Below are 17,865 nucleotides of genomic sequence, written 5' to 3'. Positions count from 1 at the left end.
GGACAGAATTATAGATTTTGTTCCCTAATGAAGATATCACAAGACTTCTACCCCTGTGGCGTCCTGGTTTCAGGGAAGCGGCTTCGCAACCACGACAAAAATCCCCATTATGAATAGCGCCGGGGCACACACAGAAAATGGGGATTACCAGGGGGAATAATTCAGAAGCTAGTGGCTAAAGCTAAAGATGGGCATCAGGGTTTTTTTTGACCCAGAGTCATCAAAAATGGTGAGATCTTTGGGAGTACGACATCGTTGTAGGTTTACGTCGATGTTCTGGGCGCCTTCGTTGGTAAGGTCTTCGAGGAAACCGGGCTGGGCGGCGATCGCCTCTTTGCGACTGAGGTAAGGACCAAAGTAGTAGGTACACTCCGGTTGCTCAGTGGTAATTTCAAGCCAATAGGCGCGGCCAATGGTCTCGAAGAGCTTGAGCAAAAGTTCTTTCATATCTGTCCCTGTGGTGGTGAAGTTTGAGGTATGGGTCTACTGGAAAAATACTTGTTGTTGAAGATAGCTTGTCTGGATCCAAACCAACAACTCTTGTTTTATCCCGAAAGCGCTCACTTTGCATACTGCCTTAAGGGGTATCCGGGAGGGTGATTTGCACCTGGCGTACAAGCTTTTGTCGGTACACTTCATATAAGGCGATCGCCGCAGCGACGGAAGCGTTTAGGCTAGGGGTTTTCCCGGTCATCGGAATTGCAACCAGTTCATCACAATGCTTTTGCGTCAACAAACTAAGACCTTGTCCTTCCGAACCGATAACTAATCCTATCGCACCTTCAAATTTGATATTGTGTAAGGCTTTACTGGTTCCGGCGGCAGTGCCATAAATCCAGAAACCAGCTTCCTTGAGTTCTTCCATGGCCCGACTAAGATTGACCACCCGCGCGACCGGGAAATGTTCAAGGGCACCAGCGGCCACCTTCATCACCGTTGAGGTCACCCCCACCGCTCGCCGTTGGGGAATAATCATCCCTTGGGCACCAATCGCTTCGGCAGTACGAATAATCGCCCCTAAATTATGGGGATCGGTGATGCCGTCGGCAATCACGACCACGGGGGATTCTGTTTTGGCCTTCGCTTGCTCAATGAGATCCGGCAACTCCATATATTCATAGGGAGCCGTCTGCACAGCGATGCCCTGGTGGACGCCCCGGTTGGTCAGATAGTCTAGGCGGGACATACTCACTTCGTCGATCACCGTGCCTTGGTTTTTGGCAGCCTGGAGGAGGGTATGGAAACGATTGGCGTGGCGCAGGCGAGAGGTGACCCAAATTCGGTTGAGGGGACGTTCGCTCTCCAGCACTGATAACACCGCATGTTTGCCGTAGATCAAGTCATTATCTTCTTCTGGGGTGACTGCTTCGGTAACTTCCTCTGGGGTGGTTTGGGGCGTGAGTTCAGGCGCATCTTGGGGGATGAATTCTGGCCCTTGGCTACGCTGGGGCTTGGGACGGTCTGTAATGGGGCGTCTTTTATTCGGGCCAGCACCTTGGCTGCTGCGTTTATCAAAGCGTTTAAAGGAGCGCTCTCCTCCTTCGTCTCGTCGGGAAAATTGACCCTTGCGCCGGGGGGCTGGGCGATCGCCCCGTTCAAATTTACCGCCATCTTCGCGGCGATCAGAACGTCGATCCCGATCAAAGGAAGAAGCTTTTCCATACTTTTTGCTCGGCTTGCGGTCTCTTCCCCCGGCGGCTCTACCGTATTTTTTACCCGAATCGGATCGATGTGGCTTGTTCATAAAAAATCAGTCTTTGGTCGTTCAGATGTATTAACTTGTCAAGGAAAATCAGTTGCAGGGGCTGGGGCGATCGCCTAGAGTACGACTCCGGTTATTTGTTATTTAAAATCAACAAAATCACCTTTTTCAGCCAACCTTTAAATCAACACAAACATATTTTTGTCTTACCTCAGGCGGGGCGCTCCCTAGGGGAAAAAGCCCCAACGAAACACAAAAGAGAGTCGATCATATCAGACCCCAGACCGTTCTTGGGGTAAATAGGTAAATAATTCGGCCAAACGCTGCGGGTTTGTGAGATAGAGATATCCGACTAGGGCTTCAAAACCTGTGGCCTGCCGATAAATAGCTAAACTCAAACGCCTTGGTTTTCCGGTGGCTGCATTGCGCCCCCGGCGAACAATATTCTGTTCTAGCTCGCTTAAATGGGGTTCTAGGAGAGTTAAATATTGGGCTTGGGTTTCTGCCCGCACCTCCGCCACCACCTTACCGTGGTAATCCGCGATGCGACAGGGGGGCAACAAAAAATAACAGCGGCTGTAGAGTTCATAAACAGCATCCCCCACATAGGCTAAGGACGCGGGGGATAATTGTCGGAGCTGATCAGGGGTAATGTCAGGGACAAACAATGGTTTTCTCGTCCCTATTTTTTCTCGTCTAGGTGGGCGATCGCCTCATCAATGGAGTTTCGTAGAGACAAAAACTTCTCTAGACGAACTAACTTCACCGTTTGGGTTACCCGTGGATTGGTCACCACCTGCATCGTTCCCCCAGCATTTTGGGTGTGTTTTACCAACTGCACCAGGGCACCGATCCCAGAACTATCCACAAAATCAATTTGGGCTAGGGAGAGGATAATATCGTGGGGGCCTTCATTAATGCGATTTTTGATGGCTGTACTAAACACAGGCTCGGAAAAAGCATCCAATAACCCAGTTAAGCGGAAAATTTGATATTTGTTGTCAATGACTTCGTAAGTTCCTCTCAAACTTACAGTCAGATTTAGCGGTTCAGGAATAGTCCTCTCCTCCTCAAACTGAACGGATATGCAACGCTAATTTTAGCTCATTGCGACTGCGGGCAGAATAAGGGACGAAAAACAGTACAACAAACTACAGATTTTTTGCCGCACCATCGTCCCTAGTGCCTGCTTAAAATTCATCCCAACCCGTAATCCCCGATGACATCACGTAGCTGGTCACCCCGGCCTCAAAGAAGTTGGCTTTGGTGTTGCCTTCTTTTTTTGTGTCTGAGAATCGTTCGAGGTGACGGTAGGGGCTTTTCTTGTATTGATCCCCTTTGTACAACGGTTCGAGGCCGATGGCTTGGAGACGAATATTCGCCAAATACTTAGTGTAAATCTCGGTGCTTTGTTCTGTAATGCCAAGGATATCGTTACCGACAATGTGGTTTGTCCATTGGCATTCGTACTGTACGGCCCGTTCCACCATTTCATAGATGTGATCGACAGAGTGATCAAAGGTGGCCATGGCCTCTGGGATCAGTTTTTGGAATAGGCGCACGTGGCTGAGTTCGTCCCGGTTAATCATCTTAAAAATATCCGCAGAACCGGGCATCAACATCCGCGAGGCGAGATTGTAGAAGAACACAAAACCATTGTAAAAATACAGCCCTTCTAGCAAATAGTCGGCGACAAGGGTCGTAAAGTAATTTTCTGGGGTGGGGTTGTCAATGTAGCGCTGGTAGTTGCTGGCAATGTACTCACAGCGATCGCGTAAGACTTTATCCGTGCGCCAAAAATCATAGACGGCACTGCGGCGATCGCTAGGGATGATCGTCTCAATCATGTATTGATAGGACTGGTTGTGCATCCCCTCCTGGGAGATCTGCTCGGCAATGCAGAGGCTAATTTCTGGGGCCGTAATCGAGCTTTTGATGTGAGGAAGATTACAGGTTTGGACAGAATCAAGGAAGGTCAGGTAACTGAGGATTCCGTCAAAGGCGCGGCGTTCTGAATCTGTCAGGTTGTGGTAGTCGGTGACATCCTGGGTAATGTCCAGCTTCTGGGGAATCCAAAAGTTTTCCCGCATCTGTTGGTAGAGTCCCACCGCCCAAGGGTAGCGAACATCGTTCAGTTGCATCAGGTTAGTGGTTTCCCCGAACCAAATGGAACGGTGGGCGATATCGTCATTCCCATCGGGATTAAAGATGGGATTGGTGGGCATCCGGTCAAGGAGAGATTGTTGCATAGTGGCTGGGGCCGCGTAGAGGATACAAATCTTAAAAGGTCTTAGTTTAGTTTAAAAGAGTTTGCTGAGAGATACCACACCAGTGATGGGTGCAGTTGGAATGATTGTCCCCCAGAAAGCACTATTTATAGTCTGATTGCAATTTTTGTTTTTTCTGGGCGAGCAGATAAAAAAGCCTCCCAAGGAACTGAGAGGCATCAGGTTGAATTTTACAAGGGGATAAGCTTTAGGATTCAGATTCGGAAGGATTCGGTTGATTAAACATCGGCGCAATAAATGCCACGATCGCCCCCATCATGAAGCCGAGGATATTGCGAAATAGGGGTAACCAGTCGGAGGTGCGAGTGACAACGGGGCCAACCCCAAAGGCGAGAAAGAGGATGCCCCAGAGGGGAGACATGATTAAGGCCCACTGCCAGGCAAAGGCTTGACCTTCTTTGCGGGGAATGGCAGCAAAGCCACAGATAACGCCCCCAACAACGGAACTAATGAGGGTGAGTAGCCACTGTTCACGGGGTAAGCCAGGCACAACAATACAGCCACCTTCTTTGGTGACACAGACTTTAACGGTTTCTAGGGCATCGGCGATCGCCTGATTTTCGCCATGTTCACGGACGTAATACATATTGCCGAAGCGGGTCTGGAGTTCGATCCAGAAGGTGCGGGGCATTAGCTCATAAACATCATCACCAATGCTAAAGGCCAAGAGGTTGCCCCCCCGACCATCGGCGACGAGCAAAATGCTTTTATCATCGAGACCCCAGTATTCCTTTACGGCCCGTCCGGGACTGCGGTCAAATTGAGTTAAGACGCGCATTTTCCAGCCCGTTTCTGCTTCAAAATTGTTCAGATCCGTCACGAGATTTTCTTCCTGGAGCTGGGGGAGGAAGTTCGCCAAATCCACGACCGGCGTTTCATAATCGGGGAGCAGTTCAGGGTTGTTAACGGCGAAGGCAGCGGGGGCGATCGCCCAGGTCATCACCGCCAAACAGACCGCGAAAAGACTACGGAGCAGGGGACGAGGCAAGAAATGATTCATAGAAATTTCTGAAAATAATGAAGCCAGCAGGGGCCGCTAATTATGAAAATTAATCGCGTTTTTATTACGGCTTGTTACTTTATTTTAAGTATTTTAAGATTTTTCTCAATGCTTTTTCGGGATTTACCTGGATTACACGACCAGTTGACCGCTCAAATGCTGGAGGTGGCGCAGGGCTGGATGGTCGATTTGGAGAGCGTTTAAGGAAAAATCAACTCCCTGAATTGCTTGGAACGGAATCAAGCCCACGACGCTGTTGCTGTAGGCGATCGCCTCGAAGGTTTGGATCAGATCAATGTCCCAAGGAATTTCCTGGACGGGGAGTTGCTGATTTTGCAATTGCCCTAGGAGGTGCGATCGCATCACCCCAGGCAAAATTCCCCCCAGGGGCGGCGTGTACCAAGTGCCTTGTTTAAAACCCCATAAATTTCCGGTGGCGGTTTCGAGCCAGTGGCCGCCGGGAGCTTGCAGAATGGCTTCTCCTGTCCCCAAGGCGATCGCCCGTTGACGGGCCTGCCACGCACTGAGGTAATTCCCTGTTTTAAAATCCGCCTGGGGTCTCTGGAAATAGGGGTCTTGGGCCAACCAACCTTGGATTCCCTGCTGTTGCTGTTGGGCTAAATGTTCTGGCAGTGGACGACCGAGGATCAGTTCGCGGCCATCATGAAGGATTGTGACCCGCACCACGGGCGCAACGGTGGCCACTTTTTGGGCACCCTGGTTAATGCGCTCCCAATCGGGTGCTGGCCATTGCAAAGTTTTGATGCTGTGGCGGAGGCGATCGCCATGGTGAGACCACAGACTGCGGGGATCCGTGAGGGAATTTTGGTGAACCCGGAGGGTCGTAAAGAGGGTCGCCCCAAATAAAAAACTCGGATCACTAACCGTGAGAGTTAGTTCTGTCCCCTCGTACCAAGCCCCCGCATACCAATAGCCCATGACCATAAGATTCTAAAAATTTCCATCACACCATACTTCAAACTGCTTTTACCTGGCGGAGAACGTTAAACAGGATTTTCCGGCGCCGTTTGGGATTGTACCCGGCGCAGCAACCAATCGAAGCGGGTGGTAGCGACATTGAGATTTTCTTGAATCATGCTGGGCACGGCTTCGGTAGCGCGACTTTGATTAAACACGAAATCTTTATCCTCGCCGAGGTGACGCACCGTATTCCGGAGACGACTCGCTAAAAAGGTGGCGATCGCCCGATTAAATCGTGCCGAAAAGCCAATATCTTGATTCAGGCGGTCGGAAATTTTGTCTTGGGATACGGCCAATAATAAGCATTCACCGCAGGTTTTGACACTGGCACTGGGTAACTGCTGATCAATGAAAGACAGTTCCCCAAAAACTTCCCCACTCTGGAGCACCGCAATATCTTTTGTCACTCCCATGAGGTCAATGAAAACCGATACCGAGCCATCGAGGAGAATGTAAAAATTTTCCAGGGGTTGATTTTCCTGGATTAAAACTGTTTGCGGCGGAATTTTGGCAATCTTACCGGCAGTGATAAGCCAGTCAATATCATCATCATTTAATTCTCCAAACAGAAATAATACTTTCTGCATTGCCAATGTCCTTTAGCACGAATGGTGCGGTCTGTGGTTATTTTACCCCGGATCTCCAAGGGACTTAGACCGCTGCGGCGATGTGTAACAAGATTTTTTGATTGGGTTACCGTGTCACTATCCGGATTTCAGTCTCCCCACAATTAATCCGAAAGGGAGTTGGAGGAACTTTATAGCCGTGACCGGAGGGTGAACTGATAATCGCCGCCTGGTTCCAGACGATAATCACTCTGCTCCAAAAATCGGCCCAGGGGTTCGTAAATTAAGGCGCGGCCGAGGGTCGGATGTACCCGCAATTTTCCCTGGCGGAAATGCCACTGAAATTCCCATTGGTAGGAACCCGCTTGCACTTCGCCAATGATTTTGCCCTGCTGCCAGGACTGTTGCAAAATTCGCACATGGGCCGGGGTTTCAGGCACAACAACAACCTTAATTTGGTGCTAAAGAACGTTCCCTATTGTGGAAGTTTTTGCCGCAAAACGCACCATCATTTCAGCATTTCATGGCAAAATTGTCCCACTTTCTGTCGCTACCAGGGCAAAGGCTCACCATCCCAGTTAAAAAATTTACCCGTATCCTGGGGATGCAGATTGGCGATCACTTGGCGCAATTGGCTCACTGTCCGCGTGGGTGAAAATAGCTTTTCGAGGGGGACATTTTTCTGGAAAGGCTGGGAGAGATCGGTAGCCGTTGTCCCTGGGTGCAGGGCCGCCACAATGATATTTGGGGCAACGCGACTCCATTCAATGGCGATATTTTTCAAAAACATATTCAAGGCTGCTTTCGAGGCACGGTAGCCATACCATCCCCCTAGGCGATTGTCTTCGATGCTGCCGACTTTAGCGGAAATAGCGGCAAAAATTGCGGGTTCTGGGTGACGGAGAAAGGGGAGGAGATGCTTGGCCCAGAGGACGGCACCGATGGCATTGACTTGAAAATAGGTCAGTAAATTTTCTGTTTGGATATGGCGGAGACTTTTTTCCGGTTGGAGGGTTTGGTGATGCAGGAGACCGACGCAATAAATTACTTCATCAAGGCGAGAGGTTTGGGCTTTGAGGGTGGCGATCGCCGCTGTGATTTGCGCTTCCTGGGTCACGTCCACAGGAATGAGTTGGAGTCGATCAGGGTAGCGCGCCTGTAACGCCAGGAGATCGGCGGAGGGATGGCGGTAGGTGCCATAGACCCGCTGATACAGATCTGAGGCGAGGTATTGCCGGACAAATTCTAGGCCGATGCCACGACCAGCACCAATAACAAGGGCTTCCATTATGGACGACTTACCTCCGCAGTATTTAAGGTCTGGCTGGGAGCCGCAGGGTTTTCGTGAGCCTCTGGGGTGGGGGGACGTAGGGCAAGGTATAAAGCGGCACCAAGGGGAGGGGTAAAGGCGATCGCCCACAGCAACCAGTTTTGCTCCCCAAGGCCACGGCGGGCTAAATCATCCTTGATCAGGGTCGGGAATAGGAGCGCCAGCAAACAAAAATCTAGGCTCATCACGTGGATAAAGCGATCGCCCCAAAATCTGGTGCCAAAATCACCCCAATCCCCCGCACTGAATCCGTAAATCAGGAGTCCTAGCAGCGCAACCAAACAAAACAAGCCCAACAGTCGCGAATCCTGCCACCGGAGCCACCAGTTTTTTCGCCCCGTAAAGGTGGGATTATCGCGCCGCAACGCTAAATAGGGCAGCAACGCAAACGCACCGAGGAAAAAACTGCCTGTCGCAAAGACCCAAGCGGGTAACTTTTGGCGATCGCCATCGAGAAACAAGAGCGCCCCATACATGACCGGGAAAATACCCATGATGTTAAACAGGGCAATGATCAACGGGTTGATGCCGTCCCACTGTCCACCGGATAAAGCGGTAATCAGCTCTAGGGTTTCCGGTTGGTTGGGGGGCGCACCCAAAAAGGCATACAACACAAAGGCAAGCCACAGGGAACCAAGGAAAATCGAGCGGGCCATAGCGAGTGAACTCCTAGGGACAGGGAAGAATAATAAATGGCGTCATTGAAACAACTACAGGGTGCGGAGGTAACTCAACAGATCCGCCATTTCCTGGGGGGCCGGCTGGAATTTCGGCATGGGGGGTGTTTTCCCGCTGATGACCTGTTGAATCAAACGCACGTCGGATTTTCGCTGGGCGACGGCCCGTAAACTTGGCCCCACGTTGCCATCCGCCTGGGGGCCGTGACAGCCAGCACAATTAATTTGAAAAATGGCATTGCCCCGCAGTTCATCCCCTTGGAGCGCTAAAACCTGTTGAATGTAGGGGTCACTGGCCTGGGTACTGTACACACCAAAGATCCCCAGGGCAGCAATGGCCAGCACTAGGATGATTACGAAGAGGAGCTTCGAAAAATTTGGGACGGAAAGCTCAGAAGAATTAGCCACGGGGTTTGCTGTAGAGGAGATACAACTTTGTTGATATTACGCAATTTTTCTTAATGGTTATCCTACTGCGATCGCCTAAGAATGTCGAATCAAATCCCTTTGCACGGACTTCCTCCATCCCATAGAATGATTAAAAATCTTTAACAGTTAGCTTTAATCTGCCGCCATAAGGAGAAACCCCTGTGATTGAACCCCTCTTACTCGGTATTGTGTTGGGCCTGATCCCCGTAACCCTCGCTGGTTTATTCGTCGCTGCCTATCTCCAGTACAAGCGTGGTAATGACCTCGGCATGGAGTAACTAGCCATCTACGGCTTCTATCCCAGTAGCGATCGCCAATCCTTGCTTTTTTTGGAGCAGGGATTATTTTTTACAACACAATGCACCATGGGTTTAAAAGAGAATTTCCCTTGTTAGAATTTTGGGCAGAAACGTTGGTGGGCGATCGCTCCCCGCCCATGGTTTGGACTGTTTCAACTTACCTTCTCAAGTCTTTAGAGGTTAGCGCCATTGTCATCTAGTACCGTTCGGCAGAAAACGAAAAAAGCCCTTGCCCGTCAGCCCAAGGAAAGGCGATCGCCCCAAGGTTTCTTGCGGGGGGTTGCCCAAAAGGCCATGGGAACGGTGATTGGTTGCACCATGCTTGGCAGTGCGATCGCTGCTGGGGGGTTAGTGGGTCTCGCCATAAGTTTCCGGAACCTGCCCGATGTGCGGACCCTAAAGACCTATGTGCCCACCGAAACCAGCTATATCTACGACATCAACGGCAAAGTCCTCCTGAGCCTCCATGGTGAAGCCAACCGAACCAATATCGAACTCAGTGAAGTTTCCCCCGAACTCAAGATGGCCGTCCTCGCCATCGAAGATAGCCATTTTTACCAACACAACGGCATCAATCCCACCAGTATCGGTCGGGCAATCCTCTCCAACCTCGAAGCAGGCGGCATCACCGAAGGAGCCTCAACCATCACCATGCAATTGGTGAAAAACCTCTTCCTAGCCCAAGATCGTACCTACAACCGTAAACTCGCCGAAACCGTTCTTGCCCTCCGCATCGAACAGATTTTCCCCAAAGACGAAATCCTAGAAATGTACCTCAATAACATCTATTGGGGCCACAACAACTATGGCGTCGAAACAGCCGCTGAATCCTATTTCAATAAATCCGCCGCCGATCTAACCCTGCCCGAAGCCGCCGTAATGGCCGGGATGATCCAAGCCCCCGAAGATTACAGCCCCTTTCGAGATTACCAAGCCACCAAACAACGGCAAAAAATCGTTCTAAATCGCCTAGAGGATCTCGGTTGGATTACTCCCGAAGAAGCCACTGCCGCTGCCCAAGCTCCCCTCCTGGTGGGCCAACCGACCGCCTGGAAAGCCAGTGCTTCCCCCTATATCACCCAAGCCGTAGTAGAAGAGCTCACCCAACGCTTTGGCGAAGAATTAGTTCGCAAAGGCGGGATGCGCGTCCAGACCACCGTGGATCTCAATATGCAACGCCGTGCCGAAAAAACGGTACAAAAAGCCTTTCAGCAGGCCCGCAGTCGGGGGTTACGGGCTGACCAAATTGCCGTAGCTGCCGTTGATCCGCGCACCCATTTTGTCAAGGTTTTGGTGGGGGGCAGAGACTACGAAGAAAGCCAATTTAACCGGGCGATCCAGTCTCAACGTCAGCCAGGATCAGCCTTTAAACCTTTTGTTTACTACACTGCCTTTGCGAGTGGCAACTATACGCCCTTTTCGACCATCGACGATAGCCCTGTGAGTTACCCCGATGGCAACGGTACCTATTCACCCCAAAACTATGGGGGATCTTTTTCTGGCACCGTGAGTTTGTATGACGCCCTAATCACTTCCAAAAACGTCCCTGCCGTCAAACTCGGAAAAGCAGTGGGTCTCGAAAAAGTGATCGAACTATGTCGTTTATTGGGAATCGAGAGTCCGCTCCAACCAGTTATTTCTCTGCCCCTCGGCGCAGTGGGGATCAGCCCCCTAGAAATGGCTAGCGCCTACGCCACTTTTGCGAGTAATGGCTGGCAAAGTGAAACAACTTTGATCTTGCGGGTCACCGATAGCCAAGGGAATGTTCTTTTGGATAATACACCCCAGCCACGTTTAGTTTTAGATCCTTGGGCCACGGCCTCCCTGACAACAGTCCTCCAAGGAGTTATCAATGGCGGCACGGGTCAGGCCGCTAATTTAGGCGATCGCCCCGCCGCCGGAAAAACTGGCACTACCTCCTCAGAACGGGATGTGTGGTTTGTGGGCTATGTACCCCAACTGGCAGCGGCGGTTTGGATTGGCAATGATGACTATCGGCCTATGGGCACTGGTACCACTGGCGGCGGCGATGCGGCTCCCATTTGGCGCGCCTTTATGCAGGAAGCCCTTAAGGGAGAAGAACCCCAATATTTCCCGGCAGCGTCTAAATATCCCCGCCCTAAACCGTAGGGGTATCCGGCATAATAGGACAGTCTTTTTCCATTTCCTTGGGTTAAAACTTTGGTTTACATTAGTGTCGTTATCCCCACCTACAATCGCAAACCCATCTTGACAAAATGCCTCCAGGCCCTAGAACAGCAGCAGGTGCCGGAAGAGCTAGAAAATGGGGGCTACGAGGTGGTGGTGGTGGACGATGGCTCCACCGATGGCACGGTGGATTGGCTCCAGACCGAAGCGGATCAATATCCCCACATACGACTCTTTGAACAGTCCCACAAAGGGGCGGCGGCGGCCCGAAACCTCGGCGTAGAACAGGCCCAGGGGGAGATTATTATTTTTATTGATAGTGATCTGGTCGTCACAGAAACTTTTTTGGCAGCCCACCTAGAGGGACTCCGCCGGGGTAAACGCAAACTCAAAAGCGATCGCCTATTTACCTACGGACGTGTGATCAACACTGCCAATTTTGAAGATCCCACCAGCGAACCCTTTAAGGTGACAGATTTTTCGGCGGCCTACTTTGCCACGGGAAATGTGGCGATCGCTCGCAAATGGCTCCTCGAAGCTGGCTTATTTGATACTGGCTTTCAGCTCTATGGTTGGGAAGATTTAGAACTGGGTGTCCGTCTCAAAAAACTGGGTCTCACCCTGATTAAATGTCCCGATGCCGTCGGTTACCACTGGCATCCCCCCTTCAGTTTGGCGCAAATCCCTCAGCTCATTGATCAAGAAATTCAGCGGGGCAAAATGGGGGTCATCTTCTACAAAAAACACCCCACCTGGGAAGTTCGCATGATGATCCAAATGACCTGGCTCCACCGTCTGCTCTGGGGCATCCTTTCCCTGGGGGGCTGGCTCAATGAAAAACGCCTAAAACCCCTTTTAGGTTGGCTAATCCAGCGGGGAAAATCACAACTGGCCCTCGAAATTGCCCGGATTTTTCTCAATTGGTACAACGTGCAGGGGGTCTATGCTGCCTACCGGGAAGATCAACTGGCCCGTCGATCTTGAATTGCGCAAAAATTATCTTGACAAGATCATGGGGATTGAGCTATGAATTAGCAACCGTAAAAAATCAATCTCTTTTAGTTCTTAAAAATTGAGTATTTTTTTCCTGAAAAAAGCTAACTTTTTGTTGGTTACGGAATCTGTCTCAGGGTTGATTTTTTAACAATTTTATTTGTACTAGGTCTACTTCTCTACACATCCCACGAAAACAACGATTGTGACTCCTTCTGCCTCTAACTTTGCCACTCCCAAGTATTTTGACCCTGCCGCCCGGGAGTCAGAGTTGCAGCTCGTTTCCGGCAAGCCAGACTCCCGCTTAGAAACGGCCATTGGCGAAGATGTCGAATTTTTGCGGGCGCAAATTGCGAAGCTCAGCCGAGAGCAAACGAAGGTTCAAGATCTGTTGAGTTCCTTGGGTTTTGCCCTCAGAAGTTTTAATAACCTCAACCAATTTCTTGAGTTGACCCCCCTAATGTCTGCGCGGGTGGTGGATGCTGATGGTGGTGCTTTGGTGCTGTTTGATGCCCAGGGCCAGGTGCAGCTCGAAAAATTTTATTGTGGCGAAGGGGGAGATTGTCAGTTTATTCGACAAGCATTTACGCAGCTTCAGACCGGATCGAGGACCACAAACCCGGAAGCAGCGACATGTACAGCCCAGGAAGCGTTGCAGTTTGACGAAAAACTCCAGGCCCAGCTCGGCGAAGAAATTCGGGTTTGTAGCACGCCCATCCTTGTCAAAAATGTGACCCGTGGCAAGCTCTACGTGTTTAGTCGTGATCCCCAGTATGGCTGGGATATTACCCGGCGAAAATTGGTGCAACTGGTGGCGGATCAAACGGCGGTGGCGATCGCCAACAATGACCTCACCAGCAAACTCCGGAGCAAAGAAAAGCAAGACCGGGAACTAGAAATCGCCTCGGAAATTCAAAACCATCTTTTACCCAGTGAATGTCCGCAAATCAAAGGTTTGGCGATCGCCGCCGATTATCGCAATGCCTACCGGGTGGGGGGCGACTACTACGACTTCATTCCCAGTAACTACGACCGCATCCGCCGCCAGGATGATCCGAAGCTTGTGCAATGTGTCCCCTGGAGTATCGTCATTGGCGATGTCATGGGGAAAGGCGTCCCGGCAGGTTTGATTATGACCATGACCAGGGGGATGCTCCGGGCCGAAGTGCTCAACCGCCACAGTCCCGCCAAAATCCTTGAACACCTAAACCGGGTCATGTACGCGGATCTAGATAATTCCCACCGATTTGTGACCCTATTTTATTCAGAGTACGATCCGAAAACCCGTACCCTGTCCTATAGCAATGCGGCCCATCACCCGCCACTACTGTGGCGCGCCCAAACCCAAAACATCGAACCCCTCGACACCCAGGGCATGTTGATTGGTCTGGATCTAGATTCATCCTACGAAGACGCCAAGGTGGTGCTGGAGGTGGGGGATATCATTCTCTATTACACCGATGGGTTTACCGATGCCGTCAACTCCCACGGCGATCGCTTTGACGAAGAAAACCTTGTGCGCGTCTTTCAAAATGCCTGCCAAAATTGCCAGACGCCGGAAGCAATTGTGCAGGAACTCTTTACCCAAGTGGAAAAATTTACCTATCCCAAAGTGCGGGGCGGTGATGATATGACCTTGGTTGTTGTGCAGGTACAATCAGAAGCAATTGAATCCCATCTGTGTCAACACCATGACTGCTAAATCTCCTTTGCCCTTACCATCCGTAGCATCTGAGCAAATTGTGATCGCCCAAACGGGCTATGTCGAAGATCCTGATATTTTGGGTCAAATCCGTGATGGCTTTCAAAATTTCGTCGATAGTGGTCAAATGTGGGCCTTAATCTTGGGTTTTGTCCTCGGTTATTGGTTTAGTGGCATCCGTCGCGGTTAAGGGATTTCTCTCCTTTGATAAGTACGGTATGCTTAAAAGGAATTTTTCCTGCTTTGGAAAGATTTCTGTCGATATTACTAGCCCCTAGACTGTTTTCGTGTCTAAGTCTTTTCGCTTACGATCATCTCCTGCTTTGATTGCGAAGGTGCGCCGTTTCAGTCAGCGCCCGCGTCGATGGTTTGCCCTCAGTCGGTCTGTGGATTGGCTTTGGGTGGGCAAAGTTGGCGGATTGGGGGTCGGCATTACTAGTCTTTGGCTCTGGCAGTGGCAACTACTGGTGGCGATCGCCTTGGGAGCTGGGGCAATGGCCGCGATTTATCTTTTTGAAGCTTCGCCTTGGCAGAAATATTTAGAAGAAGGTTATCGACTCTGGCATAGTCGCCACCGACGGTTACTCCTGGCGGGTATGGGCGGCAGTCTCACGGTGTTACTGAGTTATGGGGCGATCGCCTTTTGGCAATCTATGGCGAACCACTGGCTGACCAGCGTGATGCTCCTTCAAGGGTTAATGATTAGTGCGATGTTTGCCCTGATGTTCAGTCGCCACTGGCAGTATCGATCGCCTCAACAACAATTCGAGCAAGCCCTGGAAAATTTAGGCGATCGCAGTAGTATCCGCCGACTCTACGCGATTCGTCAATTGCGGCAGTTATTACAAGAGCAACGATTGACGGCAGAACAGCGCCACACCCTCCACACCTTTTTGCAATTAAGCTGGCAACAGGAACGGGAAAAGCCCCTGCGGGAAGCCCTCCTGGGAACATTGCGCCTCTACACCAGACCCCAAACCCCATCTCCTCAGCCCCTCCAACTCCAAAAATCCCGCCCTCCCCTTAACTTGACCAGGCAGCAACAAACCCGCAAATCTTTAGTCAAAGAGCAGGTCTAGGGGTTTTTGAGCAACAATGGCCCAACCCTTTGACCTGATTATCCTGACCAATGGCCCCGGTGAAGTGACCACTTGGCTCCGTCCCGTCGTGCAGGCTGTGCGTGCCCATTGGGGAAGTCTGCCGCGCATTTCTGTGGTCTTGGCTCCCTGTTCCCACAGCACGGGTCAAGAAGCGGCGATCGCCCGCAGTTATCCCGAAGTTGACCGGGTTCAGGCCGCCAAGCATTTTTTCCCATTTCTGCTCTGGGGAAAAACCGCCGAATCTTGGTCTTGGTTTTCCCAGGGGGTGGTGCTTTTTCTCGGTGGGGATCAATTTTTTCCCCTGGTGATTGGTAAACGCCTCGGCTTTAAAAGCCTAATTTACGCCGAATGGGAAGCTCGATGGTGGCGCTGGATCGATGGTTTTGGGGTGATGAATGCCCAGGTTTTAGAAAAAATCCCTCCCAAGTACCAGGCTAAATTTCAAGTGGTCGGCGATCTGATGGTGGATATCTCCCAGAAGGCGCAGCAGACTAGCACCCCACCGATCGTCGGCCTCTTACCAGGCTCTAAGGGAATGAAACTCGCCCAGGGAGTCCCTTTACTCGTGGCCACCGCCAGTGTGATCCGCCGCCAGCGCCCAGCGGTGAAATTTTTGCTCCCCGTGGCCCCGACCATCACCGTGCAAACGCTACTGCACTATGGCGATCGCCAACGAAATCCCATAGTAAAACGCTTTGCTGCACCTGCCATTGAGCTTTGCCACACTGGGGATCAGCCCTATTTACAAGTCGCCGATGGCACGCAGATTCAATTGATCACTGACTTTCCTGCTCACCAGGACTTAAGACAATGTCAACTTTGTCTCACCACCGTTGGCGCAAATACCGCTGAATTAGGCGCTTTGGGCTTGCCGATGCTGGTGCTTTTGCCCACGCAACAATTGGATGCGATGCGCGCCTGGGATGGCATTCCCGGTCTCATTGCGAAAATTCCCTGGTTAGGAACCTGGTTTGTGCGCTGGCTTAACCGACGCATTATTACCCATGCCCGCAAACATCGGGTGCGTTATGCTTGGCCAAATATTTGGGCGAAAAAAGACATTGTGCCGGAGCTGTTGGGGGAACTAGATCCAGAAACCCTAGGAGCTTTGGTCTTAGATTATTTAGACCATCCTGAAAAACTCACGGCGATGCAAGCCTCTCTCCAGGCTTGTCGTGGCGAGGCGGGGGCCGCCCACAAATTAACGCTGATGATCGGTGATCTGTTGCACTTAACGACGGTGGATTTAGGCCATCAGCCGCCGCCAGTACACCATCAGGATTCCCGCTTAAACCAGGGAGAATAGTTAAGGATAAATACTTAACCTTTGGGGATCAAAGGCGATCGCCCTTTGCCAGACGGGAATTTTTTCGAGATAATAGACCTAAGCATAGCGTAGCCCTTTTTTTGCACCGAATTGCTGCTATTGAAGCGAGGCACAGATTAATAATGTTTCATTTCTTGTTTATTTTGGCATTTGGAATTATCGCCACCATCGCAGCGGTGAACTTGGTGCGCAGCTTTATGATGCTGAGTAATGAAACAAGGGTCTACCCGAATTTTCAGAGTAATACCCAAGGAGCGCAATCCCAACGGCCCCGGCCGACCCCCCACCCAGAAATGGTTGACGACTTGGGCCAACCGATTAATGAACCGCTATTGGTCGTGCGATCGCTAGATGTAGAAGACGCGAGGCAACGCTTGGACAATTTATACAACTCATCGCCGAGTGGTGAAAATAACCAAGAAGAGGATGCCTAGAACCGATGGCAAGCTTACCCCCTTGGCTTATCATTGATCCCCTCCTCCAACAATGGTTACAGGAAGATCTCGGACGGGGCGATCGCACGACCCAATCCCTTTTTGCAAATACCCAAGCTCCCATCGGTCAGGCGAAACTGATTTTAAAAGCGGATGGTCAGGTGGCGGGTTTACCTTTAGTGGAACGGGTTTTTCAGTTACTTGATCCCCAGAATTTTAAATTTGAAACGGTTTTGTCAGAAGGTTCTTCGGGACAGCCTAAAAATTTAATCGCCACGATGACGGCTCCCCTCGATATTTTGCTCATGGGGGAACGGGTCGCGTTGAATATTTTGATGCGCTTGAGCGGGATCGCCACATTGACGGCGCAGTATGTGGAAAAAATTGCTGATTTACCGACGCAATTGGTGGACACCCGCAAAACCACTCCTGGCTTACGTCTGCTGGAAAAATATGCGGTGCAGGTGGGTGGCGGGCAAAACCATCGTTTCGGGCTGGATGATGCGGTGATGATCAAGGACAATCACATCCAGGCGGCAGGGGGAATTTCCCAGGCGATCGCCCTTGTGCGGCAAAATATGCCCTATCCTCTAGCGATTGAAGTAGAAGCCGAAACCCCGGAACAGGCTTTTGAAGCGGTGACAGCGGGGGCCGATATTTTAATGCTGGATAATATGTCCGTGGCGATGATGGCGGATTTGATCCCCCAGTTACGGGAAAAAAATCCCCGTTTGAAATTGGAAGCGTCGGGCAATATTACCCTGGAAACGTTGCGGGAAGTGGCGTTGACGGGGATCGATTACATTTCTACCAGTGCGACGATTACCCGTGCGCCGTGGCTCGATATCAGTATGAAAATTACGGCTTAGTTTTAAAAAATTTTTCGCTG

21 protein-coding genes are annotated in these 17,865 nt (G+C 50.9%); 9 read left to right on the top strand and 12 right to left on the bottom strand.

The window, feature by feature from the left end; translation table 11 throughout:
• Positions 1-168 precede the first annotated feature (168 nt).
• The 12 genes from AWQ24_RS02040 to AWQ24_RS01985 form a co-directional block, all read right to left on the bottom strand.
• Positions 169-447 carry a DUF1816 domain-containing protein gene (locus AWQ24_RS02040; RefSeq protein ID WP_065715857.1) on the bottom strand — a complete coding sequence of 93 codons (279 nt, stop codon included), beginning with the start codon at positions 445-447 and terminating at the stop codon, positions 169-171.
• Between the two features lie 130 nt (positions 448-577).
• The gene (gene rlmB / locus AWQ24_RS02035; protein ID WP_065717275.1) at positions 578-1,468 is read right to left on the bottom strand and encodes a 23S rRNA (guanosine(2251)-2'-O)-methyltransferase RlmB; all 891 of its coding nucleotides are present in this window, start codon (positions 1,466-1,468) and stop codon (positions 578-580) included.
• A gap of 506 nt (positions 1,469-1,974) precedes the next feature.
• Positions 1,975-2,370: a Mini-ribonuclease 3 gene (locus tag AWQ24_RS02030; protein WP_065715856.1), complete on the bottom strand. Its 396-nt coding sequence runs from the start codon at positions 2,368-2,370 to the stop codon at positions 1,975-1,977.
• 14 nt (positions 2,371-2,384) lie between these two features.
• Positions 2,385-2,741, bottom strand: coding sequence for an STAS domain-containing protein (locus tag AWQ24_RS02025; protein ID WP_041443323.1), 357 nt, complete (start codon positions 2,739-2,741; stop codon positions 2,385-2,387).
• Between the two features lie 151 nt (positions 2,742-2,892).
• The gene (locus AWQ24_RS02020; protein WP_012306016.1) at positions 2,893-3,951 is read right to left on the bottom strand and encodes a ribonucleotide-diphosphate reductase subunit beta; all 1,059 of its coding nucleotides are present in this window, start codon (positions 3,949-3,951) and stop codon (positions 2,893-2,895) included.
• Between the two features lie 226 nt (positions 3,952-4,177).
• Positions 4,178-4,990: a TPM domain-containing protein gene (locus AWQ24_RS02015; protein ID WP_030006154.1), complete on the bottom strand. Its 813-nt coding sequence runs from the start codon at positions 4,988-4,990 to the stop codon at positions 4,178-4,180.
• Positions 4,991-5,122: 132 nt separating this feature from the next.
• Entirely contained in the window at positions 5,123-5,929 is an 807-nt protein-coding gene (locus AWQ24_RS02010; RefSeq protein ID WP_232318852.1) for an aminotransferase class IV, read from the bottom strand.
• A 65-nt stretch (positions 5,930-5,994) separates the two neighbouring features.
• A complete protein-coding gene (locus AWQ24_RS02005) occupies positions 5,995-6,558 on the bottom strand; it encodes a cyclic nucleotide-binding domain-containing protein (RefSeq protein WP_030006152.1) in 564 nt (187 codons plus the stop codon).
• 170 nt (positions 6,559-6,728) lie between these two features.
• The gene (locus AWQ24_RS02000; RefSeq protein ID WP_012306012.1) at positions 6,729-6,977 is read right to left on the bottom strand and encodes a DUF3146 family protein; all 249 of its coding nucleotides are present in this window, start codon (positions 6,975-6,977) and stop codon (positions 6,729-6,731) included.
• Positions 6,978-7,087: 110 nt separating this feature from the next.
• Positions 7,088-7,825, bottom strand: a complete 738-nt coding sequence (locus tag AWQ24_RS01995) for an SDR family NAD(P)-dependent oxidoreductase (RefSeq protein WP_065715854.1) — start codon at positions 7,823-7,825, stop codon at positions 7,088-7,090.
• A complete protein-coding gene (locus tag AWQ24_RS01990) occupies positions 7,825-8,523 on the bottom strand; it encodes a DUF2834 domain-containing protein (RefSeq protein ID WP_065715853.1) in 699 nt (232 codons plus the stop codon). The genes AWQ24_RS01995 and AWQ24_RS01990 overlap by 1 nt, the downstream gene beginning before the upstream one ends.
• Positions 8,524-8,577: 54 nt before the next feature.
• The gene (locus AWQ24_RS01985; RefSeq protein ID WP_012306009.1) at positions 8,578-8,952 is read right to left on the bottom strand and encodes a cytochrome c; all 375 of its coding nucleotides are present in this window, start codon (positions 8,950-8,952) and stop codon (positions 8,578-8,580) included.
• A gap of 182 nt (positions 8,953-9,134) precedes the next feature.
• On the opposite strand from AWQ24_RS01985, the gene petG reads away from it, so the two are divergent.
• The 9 genes from petG to nadC all read left to right on the top strand — a co-directional run bounded on the left by petG (position 9,135) and on the right by nadC (position 17,845).
• Complete coding sequence (gene petG / locus AWQ24_RS01980) at positions 9,135-9,251, top strand: cytochrome b6-f complex subunit V (RefSeq protein ID WP_012306008.1); 117 nt, start codon at positions 9,135-9,137, stop codon at positions 9,249-9,251.
• Positions 9,252-9,461: 210 nt separating this feature from the next.
• Positions 9,462-11,402, top strand: coding sequence for a transglycosylase domain-containing protein (locus tag AWQ24_RS01975; protein ID WP_065715852.1), 1,941 nt, complete (start codon positions 9,462-9,464; stop codon positions 11,400-11,402).
• 51 nt (positions 11,403-11,453) lie between these two features.
• Complete coding sequence (locus tag AWQ24_RS01970) at positions 11,454-12,404, top strand: glycosyltransferase family 2 protein (RefSeq protein WP_030006148.1); 951 nt, start codon at positions 11,454-11,456, stop codon at positions 12,402-12,404.
• Positions 12,405-12,729: 325 nt separating this feature from the next.
• Positions 12,730-14,115 carry a GAF domain-containing SpoIIE family protein phosphatase gene (locus AWQ24_RS01965; RefSeq protein ID WP_339374416.1) on the top strand — a complete coding sequence of 462 codons (1,386 nt, stop codon included), beginning with the start codon at positions 12,730-12,732 and terminating at the stop codon, positions 14,113-14,115.
• The gene (locus tag AWQ24_RS01960) at positions 14,105-14,305 is read left to right on the top strand and encodes a hypothetical protein (protein WP_012306004.1); all 201 of its coding nucleotides are present in this window, start codon (positions 14,105-14,107) and stop codon (positions 14,303-14,305) included. The genes AWQ24_RS01965 and AWQ24_RS01960 overlap by 11 nt, the downstream gene beginning before the upstream one ends.
• Positions 14,306-14,402: 97 nt before the next feature.
• Entirely contained in the window at positions 14,403-15,194 is a 792-nt protein-coding gene (locus tag AWQ24_RS01955; protein ID WP_157096816.1) for a hypothetical protein, read from the top strand.
• A gap of 16 nt (positions 15,195-15,210) precedes the next feature.
• The gene (locus AWQ24_RS01950; RefSeq protein ID WP_065715850.1) at positions 15,211-16,521 is read left to right on the top strand and encodes a lipid-A-disaccharide synthase; all 1,311 of its coding nucleotides are present in this window, start codon (positions 15,211-15,213) and stop codon (positions 16,519-16,521) included.
• A 143-nt stretch (positions 16,522-16,664) separates the two neighbouring features.
• Positions 16,665-16,976 (top strand): DUF2973 domain-containing protein, encoded by a 312-nt coding sequence (locus AWQ24_RS01945; RefSeq protein ID WP_065715849.1) that lies wholly within the window; start codon positions 16,665-16,667, stop codon positions 16,974-16,976.
• A 5-nt stretch (positions 16,977-16,981) separates the two neighbouring features.
• Complete coding sequence (gene nadC, locus AWQ24_RS01940; RefSeq protein WP_065715848.1) at positions 16,982-17,845, top strand: carboxylating nicotinate-nucleotide diphosphorylase; 864 nt, start codon at positions 16,982-16,984, stop codon at positions 17,843-17,845.
• The last annotated feature ends 20 nt before the right edge of the window (positions 17,846-17,865 follow it).

The organism is Picosynechococcus sp. PCC 8807, from assembly GCF_001693295.1.
Taxonomy (GTDB): Bacteria; Cyanobacteriota; Cyanobacteriia; order Cyanobacteriales; family MRBY01; genus MRBY01.
The sequence above is the reverse complement of the archived record's forward strand: the minus strand, read 5'-3'. Positions and strand labels throughout refer to the sequence as shown.

What these genes read in the sequence shown, in the direction of transcription:
- AWQ24_RS02040 (WP_065715857.1), bottom strand. Translation starts at nt 447, where the DNA reads ATGAAAGAACTTTTGCTCAAGCTCTTCGAGACCATTGGCCGCGCCTAT.
- AWQ24_RS02020 (WP_012306016.1), bottom strand. Translation starts at nt 3,951, where the DNA reads ATGCAACAATCTCTCCTTGACCGGATGCCCACCAATCCCATCTTTAAT.
- AWQ24_RS02015 (WP_030006154.1), bottom strand. Translation starts at nt 4,990, where the DNA reads ATGAATCATTTCTTGCCTCGTCCCCTGCTCCGTAGTCTTTTCGCGGTC.
- AWQ24_RS02010 (WP_232318852.1), bottom strand. Translation starts at nt 5,929, where the DNA reads ATGGGCTATTGGTATGCGGGGGCTTGGTACGAGGGGACAGAACTAACT.
- AWQ24_RS02005 (WP_030006152.1), bottom strand. Translation starts at nt 6,558, where the DNA reads ATGCAGAAAGTATTATTTCTGTTTGGAGAATTAAATGATGATGATATT.
- AWQ24_RS01995 (WP_065715854.1), bottom strand. Translation starts at nt 7,825, where the DNA reads ATGGAAGCCCTTGTTATTGGTGCTGGTCGTGGCATCGGCCTAGAATTT.
- AWQ24_RS01990 (WP_065715853.1), bottom strand. Translation starts at nt 8,523, where the DNA reads ATGGCCCGCTCGATTTTCCTTGGTTCCCTGTGGCTTGCCTTTGTGTTG.
- AWQ24_RS01960 (WP_012306004.1), top strand. Translation starts at nt 14,105, where the DNA reads ATGACTGCTAAATCTCCTTTGCCCTTACCATCCGTAGCATCTGAGCAA.
- AWQ24_RS01950 (WP_065715850.1), top strand. Translation starts at nt 15,211, where the DNA reads ATGGCCCAACCCTTTGACCTGATTATCCTGACCAATGGCCCCGGTGAA.
- AWQ24_RS01945 (WP_065715849.1), top strand. Translation starts at nt 16,665, where the DNA reads ATGTTTCATTTCTTGTTTATTTTGGCATTTGGAATTATCGCCACCATC.
- nadC (WP_065715848.1), top strand. Translation starts at nt 16,982, where the DNA reads ATGGCAAGCTTACCCCCTTGGCTTATCATTGATCCCCTCCTCCAACAA.